The sequence below is a fragment of the Arthrobacter sp. W4I7 genome (genome assembly GCF_030816215.1).
Classification (GTDB): Bacteria; Actinomycetota; Actinomycetes; order Actinomycetales; family Micrococcaceae; genus Arthrobacter; species Arthrobacter siccitolerans_A.
In genome coordinates, this window is record NZ_JAUSXU010000001.1 from 4632188 (window position 1) to 4648399 (window position 16212).

12 protein-coding genes and 1 pseudogene are annotated in these 16212 nt (G+C 61.8%); 12 read left to right on the forward strand and 1 reads right to left on the reverse strand.

The features are described 5' to 3' along the window. Positions 1 to 35 precede the first annotated feature (35 nt). Positions 36 to 1250, forward strand: coding sequence for an alpha-hydroxy acid oxidase (locus tag QF047_RS21075; protein WP_306636920.1), 1215 nt, complete (start codon positions 36 to 38; stop codon positions 1248 to 1250). A 31-nt stretch (positions 1251 to 1281) separates the two neighbouring features. On the opposite strand, the gene QF047_RS21080 is transcribed toward QF047_RS21075, so the two are convergent. Then, positions 1282 to 2037, reverse strand: a complete 756-nt coding sequence (locus tag QF047_RS21080) for an IclR family transcriptional regulator (RefSeq protein ID WP_306636918.1) — start codon at positions 2035 to 2037, stop codon at positions 1282 to 1284. 163 nt (positions 2038 to 2200) lie between these two features. On the opposite strand from QF047_RS21080, the gene QF047_RS21085 reads away from it, so the two are divergent. From QF047_RS21085 to QF047_RS21135, 11 genes and pseudogenes are all read left to right on the forward strand, one after another. Continuing rightward, positions 2201 to 3673, forward strand: coding sequence for an aldehyde dehydrogenase (NADP(+)) (locus tag QF047_RS21085; protein WP_307281163.1), 1473 nt, complete (start codon positions 2201 to 2203; stop codon positions 3671 to 3673). A 282-nt stretch (positions 3674 to 3955) separates the two neighbouring features. Then, positions 3956 to 4912 (forward strand): fumarylacetoacetate hydrolase family protein, encoded by a 957-nt coding sequence (locus QF047_RS21090; RefSeq protein ID WP_307281166.1) that lies wholly within the window; start codon positions 3956 to 3958, stop codon positions 4910 to 4912. 572 nt (positions 4913 to 5484) lie between these two features. Then, positions 5485 to 5889 carry a YidH family protein gene (locus tag QF047_RS21095; RefSeq protein ID WP_307281168.1) on the forward strand — a complete coding sequence of 135 codons (405 nt, stop codon included), beginning with the start codon at positions 5485 to 5487 and terminating at the stop codon, positions 5887 to 5889. Positions 5890 to 6089: 200 nt separating this feature from the next. Next, positions 6090 to 7125 (forward strand): annotated as a pseudogene (locus QF047_RS21100) (formylglycine-generating enzyme family protein). Between the two features lie 124 nt (positions 7126 to 7249). Continuing rightward, positions 7250 to 8266 (forward strand): LacI family DNA-binding transcriptional regulator, encoded by a 1017-nt coding sequence (locus QF047_RS21105; protein WP_307281169.1) that lies wholly within the window; start codon positions 7250 to 7252, stop codon positions 8264 to 8266. A gap of 350 nt (positions 8267 to 8616) precedes the next feature. After that, complete coding sequence (locus QF047_RS21110; RefSeq protein WP_307281171.1) at positions 8617 to 9393, forward strand: carbohydrate ABC transporter permease; 777 nt, start codon at positions 8617 to 8619, stop codon at positions 9391 to 9393. After that, positions 9390 to 10226, forward strand: coding sequence for a carbohydrate ABC transporter permease (locus tag QF047_RS21115; RefSeq protein ID WP_307281174.1), 837 nt, complete (start codon positions 9390 to 9392; stop codon positions 10224 to 10226). The genes QF047_RS21110 and QF047_RS21115 overlap by 4 nt, the downstream gene beginning before the upstream one ends. A gap of 42 nt (positions 10227 to 10268) precedes the next feature. Further along, entirely contained in the window at positions 10269 to 11645 is a 1377-nt protein-coding gene (locus tag QF047_RS21120) for an extracellular solute-binding protein (RefSeq protein WP_307281175.1), read from the forward strand. A 186-nt stretch (positions 11646 to 11831) separates the two neighbouring features. Continuing rightward, complete coding sequence (locus QF047_RS21125) at positions 11832 to 13202, forward strand: sulfatase (protein ID WP_307281178.1); 1371 nt, start codon at positions 11832 to 11834, stop codon at positions 13200 to 13202. A 480-nt stretch (positions 13203 to 13682) separates the two neighbouring features. After that, on the forward strand, positions 13683 to 14891 hold the full coding sequence (locus QF047_RS21130) for a DUF3604 domain-containing protein (RefSeq protein WP_307281181.1): 1209 nt from the start codon (positions 13683 to 13685) through the stop codon (positions 14889 to 14891). A 193-nt stretch (positions 14892 to 15084) separates the two neighbouring features. Beyond that, positions 15085 to 16212 (forward strand): mandelate racemase/muconate lactonizing enzyme family protein, encoded by a 1128-nt coding sequence (locus tag QF047_RS21135; RefSeq protein WP_307281183.1) that lies wholly within the window; start codon positions 15085 to 15087, stop codon positions 16210 to 16212.

Sequence of the window (16212 nt, forward strand, 5' to 3'; positions counted from 1 at the left end):
GTACTAAATTTCGAACGTGAAAGGGGTTGTTCCTTATGGACGACCGTCAGCTGCCCAAGTGGTCGGAGATTCGGGAACTTGTGCGGTTCCGGAGCTTTGAGAAGGATCCGGTGCAGCGCAGGCTTGCCCGGGCGTTCACGATTGCCGACCTTCGTGAGATGGCAAAGAAGACAACACCCAAGGCGGTCTTCAATTACACGGACGGCGCCGCAGAGGAGGAGATCACGATCGCCAGGTGCCGGCAGGCATACAGGGACGTGGAATTCTCCCCCGCAGTGCTCCGTGACGTCTCAGATCCGGATCCCTCCACCGAACTCCTCGGCCAGACCATCGATTTCCCGCTGGTCCTGGCACCGACCGGTTATACAAGGATGATGCACAACGATGGCGAGAAGGCGGTGGCCCGGGTAGCCGCCCGGAACAAGATCCCTTACACCCTTTCAACCGTCGGCACCACAACCGTGGAAGACCTTGCGGAGGCCGTGCCCGAAGGAAACAACTGGTTCCAGCTCTACGTCGCCAAGGACCGCAGCAAAACCGAGGGACTCCTGGAGCGTGTCCTGGGCAGCGGCTACAAAGTGCTGATGGTCACCGTCGATACGCAGGTAGGCGGGTCCCGGACCAGGGAGCTGCGGGACGGGCTCACCATCCCGCCCACGCTGACGCCAAAGACGTTTGCGGACATGGCGCTTCACCCGGCCTGGTGGCTGGATAAACTCACCACCCCGCCGATCGAGTTCGCTTCGCTCCGGGGCTTCGGCGGAAACTCGGCCGAGGTGGCCGACCAGGTCTTTGATCCGGCCCTGACCTTCGAGGACGTCGCCTGGCTGCGCCGGGTATGGCCACACAAGCTGCTTGTCAAGGGCATCCAAACCGTCCGTGATGCGGAACGCGTGATGGAATTGGGGTGCGACGGCGTTGTGCTCTCCAACCACGGGGGACGGCAGCTGGACCGGTCGCCCACCATCCTTCGGATCCTCCCCCAAGTCCGCGAGGCTCTGGGCACCGAACCCACTGTGCTTATCGATAGTGGAATCTTGTCCGGGAGTGACATTTTGGCTGCCGTAGGCCTTGGCGCCGACGCGGCGATGGTGGGCCGCGCCTACCTGTACGGGCTGATGGCCGGCGGCGAACGGGGCGCTGCCCATGCCGTGAAGATCCTGCGCTCCCAATACATACGGTCAATGCAGTTGCTTGGCGTCAAGTCCACGGCCGGCATTTCGAGCGATCATGTGGCGTTGGCGCACTGACGGCCGCGGGGCAGCCGGCCTCCCCCGCCCTTCAGCGGAAGCCGAGCTCGGTACTGAAGCGGGCAGCGCCCTCCGCTGCCAGCGCCGACCACTCCGCCACCGGCCGCTGGTTCCAGCGCATGTCGGGCACGGAGATGCTCATGGCTGCCACAACCTCGCCACTGTGATCCCGCACGGGCGCGGCAACACAGGAAACGTCCGGGTTGGACTCGCCGGACTCAAATGCCAGGCCGGAGGCGCGGATCTCATCCAGCACGTTTGCGAGCACATGCGGCTCCGTGATGCTTTTGGCAGTCAGCTTGGCGAGCCCCTTTTTGAAGAGCCGCTTGCGCTCGGCATCCGGGAGGTGCGCCAGAAGGGCCTTGCCCACGGCAGTGCAACTCGCCGGAACCCGGCCGCCCATGCGCGAAACCATCCGCACCGACTGTGTGCTGTCAACCTTGCACACGTACACCACATCCGCACCGTCGAGAATTCCCACGTGGACCGTCTCGTCGCACTCCCTGGCAACGGACTCGGCAACGCGCAGCCCCACGGCGTGCAGATCCAGCCGTTCAGCAAACGCGTTACCCAGCCGGAAGACGCTCAGCCCCAGATGGTACGTGGCAGTGGGATCGTCCCGATGAAGATACTTGCGCTCCGTCAAGGTGGTGAGCAGTTCATGGACGGTGGTGCGGGGAAGCCCTGTTCTCTGCACCACCTCAGGGGCAGAAAGCCCGTGGCGGGCATCCATAAAGAGCTCCAAAACGTCAAGGCTTCTGACGACGGCGGGAGTCAGGCGGGGCACTTACTGTCCTTTCGTTGGGCGTACTGGTCCTGATGCAACTTCCAGTCTATGCGCTTCGTTCGAAATATCGCACATAGTTCGAAGTCCAATGGCCTTGGCCCGCTAACAATGTTCCCTTTTCCGGGACGAGGAGGACTAAAAGATGAAACTAGGAGATCACCCCATGCAAACCACGCCTGAGCAAGTCGAGAATCAAATACTCGCCGCCCATGCAGCCTACGAAAAGGCCCGCGATGTGGAACCGGCCGTTCGCGGTTCCTGGCTGGAGGCCATCGCCTCTGCCTTGGAAGATGACGCCGACGAACTCGTCGGCCTCGGGACCCAGGAAACCCATCTGGACGAGGGAAGGCTGCGCTTCGAACTGAAGCGCTCAGTCTTCCAACTGCGCCTCTTCCGCAGCGAAATCCTATCCGGGGAGCACCTTGGTGCCGTTATCGACCACGCCGACGCCGAATGGGGAATGGGCCCAAGGCCCGATATCCGCAAAATCAACGTGCCACTCGGCGCCGTAGGCGTCTTTGGCGCCTCCAACTTCCCCTTTGCCTTCAGTGTCATGGGAGGAGACACTGCCTCCGCCCTGGCCGCAGGCTGCGCCGTGGTCCACAAAATCCATGAAGGCCACCTGCAGCTCGCGCTGCGGACCGCCGCCGTGGTCGAGGAAGCCCTTGCTGCAGCAGGAGCGCCGAAGGGGCTCTTTTCCGCGGTGGTGGGCAGGCAGGCCGCGGAAGCCCTCGTAGACCACCCGCTCACCAAGGCCATTGGCTTCACCGGTTCCACTGCCGGCGGCCGGGCGCTCTTCGACCGGGCCTGCCGTCGCCCCAAACCCATACCCTTCTACGGAGAACTGGGCAGCATCAACCCCGTATTCGTCACGGAACAGGCCTGGACTGCCCGCCGGGACGCCATACTTTCCGGCTACGCGGCCTCTTTCACAGCAGGCATGGGCCAGTTCTGTACGAAACCGGGGCTGTTCTTCGCACCCGTGCAGGATTCCGACGGCATCGCGGACCTTCTCCAGCAAGAACTCGAAACCAAGACCGCAGCGCCGCTCCTGAGCCCGAAGCTGCGGGAGGGATTCGACACAGCGCTGAACCGAGTACAGTCCGCCCCCGGAGTGGACGTGCTGGTTCAGGGCGACGACGCGGAAGCACCACGTCCTACCGTGCTGGCCACTACAGCAGAGCAAGTACTGGCGAACCCGGAGCTGCTGGAGCAGGAAATGTTCGGCCCCGCCACCCTCCTGATCCGGTACCGCCGCGGAACCGATCTCGCCGAATTGGCCGCCCTGCTGGAGGGCCAGTTGACGGCCACAGTGCACGGCGAGCCGGAGGAAAAGCTCGATGAACTGCTGACGGTCCTGCGTGAACGGAGCGGACGCCTGGTGTGGAACGCCTGGCCAACAGGAGTCAGCGTCACCTATGCGCAGCAGCACGGCGGGCCCTACCCCGCTACTACCGCCGCCTCCACGACATCAGTAGGCACGGCAGCCATAGGAAGGTTCATGCGCCCCGTTGCCTACGACTCCTTCGCCCCTCAACAACTTCCGCCTGCCCTGCAGGACGAGAACCCCTGGAACATCGCCAGACGGGTGGACGGAATCCATGAACCTGCCGGACAGAAAGCAGAAACCCTATGAACACCGCTACTGCAGACCAGATCCTGCCCGTTGACGCGGACACGGCCCTACTGGTGGGGCGCGTCTGGGACCCGGAGTCCGGCGGCCCCCCGGGTAGTCTCCGTCAGGGGGCAGGACGTCTTCGACCATACTGCTGATGTAGGCACCGTCTCAGAACTCATGGACCTTGACGACCCAGCCGGGTTCATCACCTCCTGCCGGGAGTCACGCCGGTGGGACCTTGCTGCGCTGGTCGATGCTTCATTGGCGCAGGACCCCGAACGCGCCCACCTCCTGGCCCCCGTGGACCTGCAGGTCGTCAAAGCCTGCGGTGTAACGTTCGTGGACAGCATGATCGAGCGGGTCATCGAAGAACGGTGCGGAGGAGACTTCCATAAAGCCGCGGCCGTTCGCGAATCCGTCCTCGCCGTTCTCGGTGCAGACATTGCATCAGTGCAGCCGGGTTCTGAGCAGGCCCGGCAGGTAAAAGAGGTACTCACGTCCAAGGGAATGTGGTCCCAGTACCTGGAGGTCGGACTTGGTCCGGACCCCGAGGTCTTCACCAAAGCCCCGGTCCTCTCCAGTGTCGGTTTTGGTGCTCAAATCGGCATACCCACGTTTTCACAATGGAACAACCCGGAACCGGAACTCGTGCTGATCGTGAACGCACAAGGCCGAGTACGCGGCGCAACCCTGGGCAACGACGTGAACCTGCGTGATGTAGAAGGCCGCAGCGCGCTACTTCTCGGCATGGCCAAAGATAATACGGGCTCCTGTTCGATCGGCCCTTTCGTGCGCCTGTTCCACGATGGATTCACCCTCGAGACCCTGAGGACGGAGGACATCACGCTAACCGTGGAGGGAGCAGACGGATATCGGCTGGAAGGGCAGAACAGCCTGACGCGGATCAGCCGGCCATTCGAAGAATTGATCGGTGCCGCTTTCGGCAAACATCACCAATACCCGGACGGATTTGCCCTGTTTACAGGGACGCTTTTCGCCCCCACAAAGGACCGGGACGTGCAAGGCTTGGGATTCACCCACAAACCAGCAGATAAAGTCGCTATCCACAGCGCCAACCTCGGATCACTGATCAACACCACGGGCACGACTGAAGACCTCCCACCGTGGACTTTTGGCATACGCGATCTCATGAAATACCTGTCGCGGCTTAATCAAGTCCCAGTCCACTCGGCAGCAAAGCGGGAAGAACAACTGCAGAACCGGTTGCTGCCGAGTACTTCTTCAAGCCGCGGCTAGAACCAGAAACGGCGAAGGCAGGGTCCAAGCGATGTTTAGACCCTGCCTTCGTGGGTTCATGCCCGGAACCGGCTACATGGTCTTATAGCCCTGTCATTAATTGCTTACTCCCTCGCTCATCGTGCGACTCCCGAGTAGTCACTACTGGGCAGCCACCCCGCCGCTGACACGGCCCCCAGCAACGAGCTTGCAGCCCTTAAAGGGACCGTCCGCGGGCAGCAGGACGGTCCCTGAGATGACCGGCGTGGTCAGGCCAGAAACGCACATGTCTGTGGCGTCGTGTATTTCGGTGGAAGGCTGGATCAGGAACCTCGAACGCGCAAACGTCCAGTCATCGCCAACGTTGCCTCACCCGCGAACTGCCCGCTGGTGCTGGCCCCTGGCGACCGGAAGCCGACCAAGACCACAGGCACCTACCCGACTTCTGTTCCCTGGCAGGGACGAAAACAGCCGGGACGCAACTGGTAAGTGGTTTCCTTGCAGCGCGTGGAGTAAACCCGGATACAGCTATGTGAAATCCCTCGAGACGCGGCCCATTCTGTAACGACGATGGGCAGCATTAGGGTGGCATCGTGACTGATAGCGATCAACGGCCCACCACTCCCCCGCCTACGTCGCGTGGGAAGATAGCGAAACGCCTGCTGCCCGGAGGCACCGAACCCGATCCTCGCTTCACCTTGGCCAACGAGCGTACGTTCCTGGCCTGGATCCGCACCTCCCTTGCCCTTCTGGCAGGGGGCATCGCCATCGAGGCATTTACCTCGGACCTGTTCCTAGAGCCTGTTCGGAAGGGGCTGGCCGTCCTGCTGCTTTTGCTCGGGATGCTGCTGAGCGCCGGCGCTGCCGTGCGATGGCTTCGGGTCGAACGCAGCATGCGCAACAAAACCCCGCTGCCGCTGCCCCTGATCGTGCCGCTGCTTGCTGGTGCCGGCGCGCTGGCCGCCGGCGTGGTTCTGGTCTTTATCCTCTGGCGCTGAACGGGTGTCAGACTGGCGGGGCCGCCGGAACGCACCACTCGCCTGGGGCAGGACCATGATTGCATTGGTGACGGTCAGCGCCGTCTTCCTGCTGCGCCCGGCAGCAGGCTGCTTATTGCCACACCGGAAGGATGCCTTCCTGGAAGTATTGAGCTTCAATGGGCATAAGCTGGCTCGTGGGCATATAGGACTTCAACGTCATGGTAATCCCGGAATTGGTAGTCCCGGACCAAGCCCGCGCCGATACATGCCTTCAAGGAGTTCCGTTGACTGACGGCTTTGAGCCACCGACCTCCTCCTGCTGCGCTCCTGCTGGGCGGGATGTAACAACGACCCGGGCGAAAGCCCCTGTAACGGGCACTACAAGCGATGCGGCCGCGCCATTTCACGATGACGTGCTTGTGCCTGCTGCGTCCTTTGAGATGGGTGACGCATTCGGGGAGGGCTATCCGGTCAACGGAGAAACCCCAGTGCACCGGGTCACGATTAATTCCTTCCGCATCGACACAACCGCAGTCACAAACCGGATGTTCAACGCGTTTGTCACTGCCACGGGTCACCGTACGGAAGCCGAGCTCTATGGCACCTCGGCTGTTTTTCACCTTCTGCTGGCAGCGCCCGCGAAAGACGTGATCGGGGCGGCCGATGGAGCCCCTTGGTGGCTCAACGTCCGCGGTGCTGAGTGGCGCCACCCCGGAGGAATGGGCTCGGACTGGTCAACCATCGCGGACCACCCTGTAGTGCAGGTTTCGCACAACGACGTCCAGGCCTACTGCGCGTGGGCAGGCCGGAGGCTTCCCACGGAAGCAGAGTGGGAGTACGCGGCGCGGGGTGGGCTCGCGGGCAAGCGTTATGCCTGGGGAAATGACCTCCGGGGGACCCCTAGGCGAGCACCTGTGCAACATTTGGCAGGGGGAATTCCCGCAGTTCAACTCGGTGGAAGACGGTTTCCTGGGGACGGCTCCTGTTAGAAGTTTCCCTCCTAACGGGTTTGGCCTATACGAAGTAGCGGGGAACGTCTGGGAGTGGTGCTCGGACTGGTACCTGCCGCGCTATTACCAAAAGTCGCCAACTGAAAATCCTCAAGGGCCGACAGTAGGTACTGGCCGGGTGATGCGGGGAGGCTCGTACCTCTGCCACGAGTCGTACTGCAACAGGTACCGGGTGGCGGCGCGCACCTCCAACTCCCCCGAGTCCTCGAGTGGAAACACGGGCTTCCGGACCGTAGCACTCTAAGACTCATATGCTCAGGCAAGAAGCGTTCCAGCCAACGCGGGCAGGCTGGTACCGTTTGCGCGCGCCGACCCAGTCCTGTTAGGCGTAACGGCTGGTACGGGACTAGTCTGCTTAGGTGAAACGCGTGACGCTCCAGGATGTCGCTGAACATGCAGGTGTCTCCCGTGCTGCGGCCTCGATGGTTCTCCGTGAGACGGGGCGGCTGAGTGAGGAGACGCGCATTCGTGTCCGTCAGTCCATGGAGAGCTTGGGATACATCTACCATCGGGGTGCCGCCACGTTGCGGACGAATCGGAGCGGTCTCCTCGGGCTGGTCCTGACGGACATATCGAACCCCTTTTTCTCCTCGATGGCCCTGGGCTTTGAAGAAGTCGCCGCCGCCGCCGGCTTCATGACGATGGTTACCAGCACGTATGACGAAGCCGGCCGCCAAGAGCGGGTATTGCGGACGATGCGGGAATACCCCGTGGACGGTCTGGCGTACGCCCCGGCGCTGGGGAGTGCAGCTCCATCCGTGTCAGTCCCTACCCTGGCCATCACCAGACGATCCCAAGATGGCTCCCCGAGCCTTCGGTTGGAAGAAGTGAAGGCCGGATTTCTGGCCGCAGACCACTTGGCGAGGGTGCATCATGCGCGAAGATTCGTCTACCTCGGCGGGCCTGAAGGGGCCGTGCCAGGGCAAGAGCGGGTTGAAGGTCTTCAGCAAGCACTTTCAGCATTTCCTGGCGCAGAGCTCATTGCAGTCTTGCGCGGCAAGACAAGCGCCCAAGGCGGAATAGATCTCGCAAATCGTTTACTGTCCACCAACATCTCCTTTGACGCGGTCCTATGCCACAGCGACGTGATCGCCTACGCACTCCTGCACGCACTCCGAACGCAGGAAGCAGGGCGAAAACCAGTAGGCGTCATCGGGTTTGACGGGCTCCCGGAGTCCGCCCTGTTCAACCCTGCCGTTACGTCGGTAGCCGTCGGCCCTGAGGAGATGGGCCGGCGCGCAGCGCAATGGCTTCTGGACGCCTTAGACGGAAATATTCAGTCCCCGCTCGCTCCCATCGAGCCCCATCTTCAGGTGAGGGGCTCCTGCGGCTGCGCGGAAACCGAGACCCTTGACGTGAGGTCTGCGTCACAGCTAGCCTTTTAGCGGTGGTAGATCGATATACCTCCATCACCGCTGCTAGATCCCTCTAGCCAGCCCCGAAACCGGCCACTGGTCAGCCTCGTCGTATTTGGCCCTTGGGAAAAGAGTGCCCCGCGATCAGCGGTAGATCGATATAGCATCCGAATTGGAAGGGTGAGCATGGAAGCTCCTAACCCCACCGCGGGGCCGGAAAGATGACGGCCGCCATCGGAACGGCGGTCGCCGCCTCGCCGCCGGTCAAGAAGGGCCCGTCCCGTCGCCGCGGCAGGGCAGGGTGGGCGGCGGTCGCCTTGGCTCCGTTTGTCTTATTCTGTCTCCTAGTCGGGGCCTATCCGTTCGCCAGGGTGCTCCAGATGGCGTTGACCGATGTGGCCATTACAGGCAGTGGATTCCACTTCACCTGGACCGGGTTAGCCAACCTGCAGACGGTTCTGGCGGACGCCGCCGCGTGGCAGGCGCTCGCGAACACACTCGTCTTCATCATGGGAAGCGTCGCTGGAAGTCTGATCGCAGGGCTCGCCGCGGCCCTGCTGGTAGACCGGGCGGTGGCACTGCTGCCGATCGCCCGCAATGTGATGATCTGGCCGGCAGTAATTGCCCCTGTGGTTGTCAGCCTGATCTGGCTGCTCATCCTGAGCCCCACGGCAGGAGGATGGAACAAAGTCCTCGCAACGTTTGGCATCCCGGAGCAGAACTGGCTGGACACGGAGTTCGGAGCGATGACTAGTGTCATCGTGGTGGACATCTGGCACTGGTCCCCAGTGGTATTCCTGTTTATATACACCGCTCTCAAGGGCATCGGGGAAGAACTGCTTGAGGCCGCCCGGGTCGACGGCGCGTCTGAAGGAGCCATCCTTCGCCGGATCGTGCTTCCCTTGCTGCTTCCAGCCATCGGAACCGTCGCGCTGGTGCGCGTGGTCATGGGCGTGAAGGTCTTCGACGAGATGTACCTGCTGACGGCTGGAGGTCCGAACGGGGCCACAACGCTTGTGTCGCAACGGATCCAGCTCTGGTTCTTCCAGGATTTGCAGTACGGCAATGCCGCCGCGTTCAGCCTTGTCGTCATCGTCCTGACGGTCGCCCTTCTTCTGGTCGCCGTACTTGCACGACGGGCAAGGCGGGCCGCATGAACGCGAACAAGCGGGTACGCCGCAGCAACCCAGCAGTCGAAATCACACTCATCGTCATTATGTTGATTGTCATTATCCCGATCCTCTGGGCAATCATGCTGGCGTTCCTGCCCAACAGGGCCATCATCAGCCGCAGCTGGGACTTTCCGTTCTGGCTCGGAAACTTCCGCTCGATCTTTGCCGACGGCACCTTCATAGCCCAGCTGCTCAACAGCGTCGGACTGGTCATTGGGACCGTCATCCTATGCCTGGCCATTGGAGCCTTCAGCGGGTATGCGCTGGCGAAGCTGTCCCCGCCGCGCTGGCTCACACTGCCGGCTCTCGCGCTGGCCGGGATCATCCCGCTCCTTCCCCCGGCCACCCTCGTGCCAGGCTTCTACGTTCTGCTCAACAACATCGGCCTTTTGGGTACGGTGCCAGGCCTGATCCTTGTCAACACTTTGTTCAACCTGCCGTTTGCCGTCCTGCTGATGAGTTCGTATTTCTCAGCGCTGCCCGATGAGCTGCGTGAGTCCGCGCTCATGGACGGCGCGCACGAATTCCGCGTTTTCTGGATGGTGATGCTGCCGCTGGTCCGGCCCGGCCTCGCCGCTACTGGTGTGTTTGTCGGGATCATGGCTTGGAACGAGTTCCTCATGGGTTTGACGCTCACCTCTGGTGGCCTCACCGCCCCGGTCACTGTCGGCATTGCCGGCTTCCTCCAGCAGTACGCGGTCACCTGGGGCGAGCTTGCCGCCGCCGGAGCTGTCGCTGCAATCCCGATGATCCTGCTCGCGATCTTTGCCAACCGGCAGATCGTCTCCGGACTCACCGCCGGGGCAGTCAAGGGCTGACCCCCGCCTCAAATCCCACCGCCGATATCGAAGGAGATACCTATGCAAACATTGCCTCAACCCCGCTTCACCAACCTTGCTCGCGCTGCCGGGGCCTGCCTTGCAATTGCCACAGCAACCGTAGGCCTAGCCGCCTGTGACTCGGGCGCCCCCGTACCTCCGGGAGGAGGAGCCAAAAACGCCACGCTTGTCGTGCCCACTAGCCAGGCGCCCTGGAATCCGGCCTATGCCAAGGTCGTGCAGGAATACCAGAAGGAAACCGGCAACAAAGTGGAGTTGCGTAACTTCCCCAACCCGGATGTAAAGACCCAGCAGGTCAACGACATCCAAAGCCAGAAGCACACCTTCGACGTCTTCCAGATCAACGAGCAGGACCTGGCCCAGTTCAACGTCAACGAATGGGTCCAGCCCTTCAACGACGTCGACCCCGGCTACAAGCCGGACGAGCAAATCTACAGCTACAGCAACGTGGCGAAGTGGGAGGCGTCCAAGAAGGTCTTCGATGCCAGCGGGAAGATCACAAACCTCCCGCTGCTGGGCAACGTCGACCTCTTCGTGTACCGCAAAGACATCTACGAGAAGCTCAGTCTGAACGTCCCCGAGACATGGGACGAAGTCATTTCCAATGGTAAGAAGATCGCTGAGGCACAGGCAGCAAAGTACGGCGGGGTTTTCCGCACCCAAGGGGTCCCCGGTACTTACAGCGCCACTTTTGAATTCCAGCCACTGCTCAACAGCGCCGGCGGCTCCTGGTTCAAGGAACAGGGCACGGACTGGACACCGACCGCCAACACGAGTTCGGGAGTCCAGGCTGCAACGTGGCTAAGGGAACTGGCCCAGCTGGGGCCCTCGGCCACCACAACCATGGGCCAGGCGCAGGTGATCGCGGAAATGCAAAACGGAAACGCTGCGCAGAGCTATCTTGTGGCCGCCGCTGCCGCCCAGCTTGAGAACCCGGCCAACTCCTCCGTCGCGGGCAAGATCGGTTATGCACCATTGCCTCAGACGCCGTCGGGTGAAGCATCATCAGCCACAGGGCTGTGGTCGCTGGCCATACCGGCAGGCCTTCCGAAGGAAAGGGCAAAAGCAGCACTGGACTTCATCACCTGGATGACCTCCGAAAAGGCCCAGACGCTGTTCGCCAAAGAAGGCGGCATACCGGTCCGTCGTGATTCCTACGAGCCCTCCGATGTCTCTGGCGCCCAACAAGAGGCTCTGAAAGCGATGAAGGAGACAGCTGAGAATCTTCCGGAAACACCTACGTCACTTCGCTACGGATTCTCGACTGACATGCTCAACGCCAGCGAGCCTGCGCTTCAGAACATCGCCGCGGGAAACACACCGCCCAAGGAAGGTATGGACCAGATTCAGGCCGCGCTGCAAGGCATCATCTCCAAAGCCAGCCTGCCTACGCGATAACACCCATGGCGGCGGCATCAACAATGGCATTCAGCCTGTGCCGCCCCCAAACCCATACGCCCATCCGGCTCCCGTTCACCGCACGCAACCACCGTCGATACGGGAGCCGTCTAGCCCTGGACCCACAGGAATCTGTTGCTCCGCGTCGCCGTCATCAGCGGCAGGCGTTGGCGCCGGAAGGAACCCATGCCCCTCCCCACTCATCCAGACGTGGTCTTGATTCATTGCCACGACCTAGGTCGTTGGCTCCCCACCTATGGCATGCCACATGTGCCAGCCCCGAACATTACCCGGTTCGCGGTCGACTCGATCGTGTTCGAAAACGCTCATTCATCGTCGCCCTTGTGCTCCCCAGCCCGCGCATCACTCTTCACCGGGCTTTCGCCCTACCGCAATGGTGTCCAGGGGCTCGTGCACAATGCATGGAGGTATCGCGAGGGGGTCATGACTGCACCCGAGCGCCTCCGCCCCCTGGGATACCACTCAGCCTTGATCGGCCTCCAGCACGAAAACGTCGATCCTACAGTTCTGGGGTTCGATGAATGCCCCGGTCTCGGATTCCTCCCGCGGACGAATCAGGTGGTCGAAGCGACCGAACGATGGCTGGGCCAGCTTCCCGACCGCAGTGAACGTAAGCCCGTCTTCCTCACGGTCGGAACTTGGGAGGTGCACCGGCCGTGGGGTCCCGAAGACTACAAGCCAGCTGACCCGTCCAAGGTGGATGTCCCCGAATTCCTGCCCGACAACGATCACACACGCCGGGACATCGCAGCCTTCAACGGCGCAATAGCCCAGTTCGATGCCGGGTTCGGCAGGCTGCTTGCCGCCGTTGATGCCGCTTTTGACAGAGAGAACACTATGGTCGTCTTCACCACCGACCATGGCGTCGCTTTCCCCCGGGCCAAGAGCACGTTGTACGACGCCGGTACCGGGGTGAGCTTGATCGTCCGGCCCCCTTCGAGCTGGAACGTGTCGCCTCACCGCGTCAAGGAACTGACCAGCCACATGGACCTCGTCCCTACGCTTCTCGAACTGGCAGGCGCCGCCCCGGACAGTGAAGAGCTCGAAGGTGAATCACTCATGCCCTTGCTCACTCAACAAGCCGCTAAACAGGGACGCGTCATCTTCACCTCGAAGAGTTTCCACGACACTTACGATCCGAAACGGGCTGCACGCTCCGCGGACTACGTCTACATCCGCAACTACGAACCAGGACCCAAACTCCAATTGGCCATAGATCTTGAGACAAGCGACACACGCCAAGGAATGGGAGACGCCCATCTGGAGTCCCGCGAGCCCGAAGAGCTCTACGACCGTCGGGCTGACCCCTCGGAACTCGTCAACGTCATTAGCAACACCGAATACCAGCACGTACGTTCCCAGCATTCCGCCCTCCTCGACAAGTGGCTCGAAAAAACCGGAGACCCAGTTGCACACATGCCAATTGCCAGCGCACCTGCGCGTAGCCGGCATGTTGACGACTTACCCGCTGCCAGCCCGACAGATTCCCAGCCGGCACCCGTAAACGAAACCCAGGTGGGCGCTATGAGGACGTAAAAAGATAAACCAGCTTGCGGCGGAAATATTGGCCGTGGTGTCCGGCTGCTTGCGGAACCGCTCTTGGTCCCACCACATTTTCGCTCGGCTAACGGCTGAACGATGATGCCAACCTCGTTTACTTCATTTCGAAATCCAGACTAGGAGCGGAGAATGGCCTTACCGCGAATGCAGTCTTCATTAGATGCCTATGCCGGAACCCTCGCTTTTGCCGGTGACATCCACAATCACTGTGACATCAGTTATGGACACGGGAGCTTGGAAGACGCCTATCGGAATGCCCGACTTCAGCTCGATTTTGGCAGCGTAACGGGCCACGCGAACTGGCACGACATGCCTGACGGGCCAGCAGATGTGAATGAGTATCACCGCAAGGGGTTTGCGCGCCTTAAGGACCAATGGGCTCACGTCCAGGACGTCACCGAAGGCGTACATCAGGACGGCGTCTTTGTATCCTTGCTCTCGTTCGAGTGGCACAGCATGGCGTACGGCGACCACTGCATCTACTACAAGTCGGGGCGGGGGCCCCTGAGCCCCGCCTCTGCTAATAGCCTGGAGGAACTCCGGTGTGAGCTCCGGAAGCTCAAAGCCAGTGGGCTGGATGCTCTTGCAGTGCCACACCACATCGGCTATTTACCCGGGCGTCGCGGCATCAACTGGGGAACGTACAGTGAAGAGTTTGCCCCGGTGGTGGAAATCGTTTCCATGCACGGGTGTGGAGAGCACGACCAGGCACCGCGGAAGTATTTGCACACGATGGGTCCGCGGGACACACGCAGCACTGCCCAGCACGGCTTGGAGTTGGGCAAAGTCTTTGGCTTCATTGGATCGACCGATCACCACAGTGCCCACCCTGGAAGCCACGGTTACGGCAGGGCAATGGTTTGGGCAGACGAGCTTACGCGGGACGGCATCTGGAACGCCGTACGCGCCAGGCGCACTTACGCCGTTACCGGAGACCGGATCATGCTGGCCACAAGTGTCAACGGCCATCCCATGGGGGCCGAGATCCTAAGCAACGGCGACAGAGAGATAGCTATAGAAGTGGGAGGCGGTGACTCCGTGGATTACGTGGAGCTCGTACGCAACGGGGAAATCATTGCGCGAGCATCGCCCCCAGGCACTCCTGAGAAACTTTTTGATGGCATCCTCTCCGTCAGCGTCGGATGGGGTGAAGTCGGAGTAAAAGAAGCATGGGACATCGAACTCGAAGTCCTCGGCGGGGTCATCACTGCGGTTGAACCACGGCTTCATGGCAATGACATCGTCGCGCCAAGTGGCTCCATCAGGGGCAAATTCAGTTTCTCAGCCTGGCGGCAAATGGATGAGCACCGCGTTGTCTTTATCACGGAAACCAGGGGCAATCCGACGGTTACGACGGACGCTACGCAACAGCTTGCCTTGCATGTGATTGGCGATGATCGCACAACGCTGGTTGGCAGGTTCAACGGCGTCGAGATGAGACACTCGGTCGCGGAGCTTCGTCGCGGTTCACGGGCTGGATACACATCCGGCTTTCTTTCCGGCGCGATCCTCATGCACCGTGCCTCCCCCCGAAACAAACGCCACATAAATCTCGAGCTTGTGGATAAAGGATCCGGAAGCCCTCGCGACTGGTACTACGCAAGGGTCCGGCAACACAACGACCAATACGCCTGGAGCTCCCCGACCTGGGTCCAAAGCCAATAGAGCTCGGTAGATTCGTCCGCGGCCTAAGGAAGGAATGGACCATTAGCTCCTCGTTCCGCGTGCGGCAGAAGGTGTGCCGAAAGATAAGCAGCGGCCAATATCCATCTCAAGAAGACAAAGCTACTTGTAATACAAGTGGCAAACTTATATCCTAAGAGGGCGGGCGAAGGAGCCCCCGCCCGAAGGAGAACCCATGAGTACCGTCGATCTGATCCGGCACGTCAAACTGTCCACCGCCCGCCTCCCCCTCGCCGTTCCCATTAGCGACGCCAAGGTCTTCACGGGCCGGCAGAAGCCCATGACGGAGGTGGTCTTCCTCTTCGCCGAGATCACCACCGAACTGGGGCACACCGGCGTCGGCTTCAGCTACTCCAAGCGCGCCGGCGGCCCCGCCCAGTACGCCCACGCCAAGGAAGTGGCGCAGGGCATCATCGGCGAGGACCCCAACGACATCGCCAAGATCTATACCAAGCTGCTCTGGGCAGGCGCCTCGGTGGGCCGGTCCGGCGTCGCCACCCAGGCATTGGCCGCCATCGACATCGCCCTCTACGACCTCAAGGCCAAGCGCGCCGGCCTGCCGCTGGCCAAGTTCCTCGGCTCCTACCGCGACTCGGTCCAGACCTACAACACCTCCGGCGGCTTCCTCAACGCCACCCTGGACGAAGTGAAGGCACGCGCCACGCAGTCCATCGAAGAGGGTATCGGCGGCATCAAGATCAAAGTGGGCCTCCCGGACAGCAAGGAAGACCTGCGCCGCGTCGCCGGCATCCGCGAGCACATCGGCTGGGACGTCCCGCTCATGGTGGACGCCAACCAGCAGTGGGACCGCGCCACAGCCCTCCGCATGGGCCGCCAGCTCGAGGAATTCAACCTCATCTGGATCGAAGAACCCCTGGACGCCTACGACTTCGAGGGCCACGCACACCTCGCAAACATCCTGGACACCCCCATCGCCACCGGTGAAATGCTCGCTTCCGTAGCCGAACACAAGGGCCTCATCAACGCCAACGGCTGCGACATCATCCAGCCCGACGCCCCCCGCGTCGGCGGCATCACGCAGTTCCTCCGCCTCGCCGCCCTCGCGGACGAGCGCGGGCTGGGCCTGGCCCCGCACTTCGCCATGGAAATCCACCTCCACCTCGCCGCCGCCTACCCGCGCGAGCCCTGGGTGGAGCACTTCGACTGGCTCGATCCCCTGTTCAACGAGCGCCTCGAAACCAAGAACGGCCGCATGATTGTCCCGGACCGCCCCGGCCTCGGCGTCACCCTCACCGACCAGGCACGCGCCTGGACCACCGAGTCCGTGGAGTTCGGCGCGTAA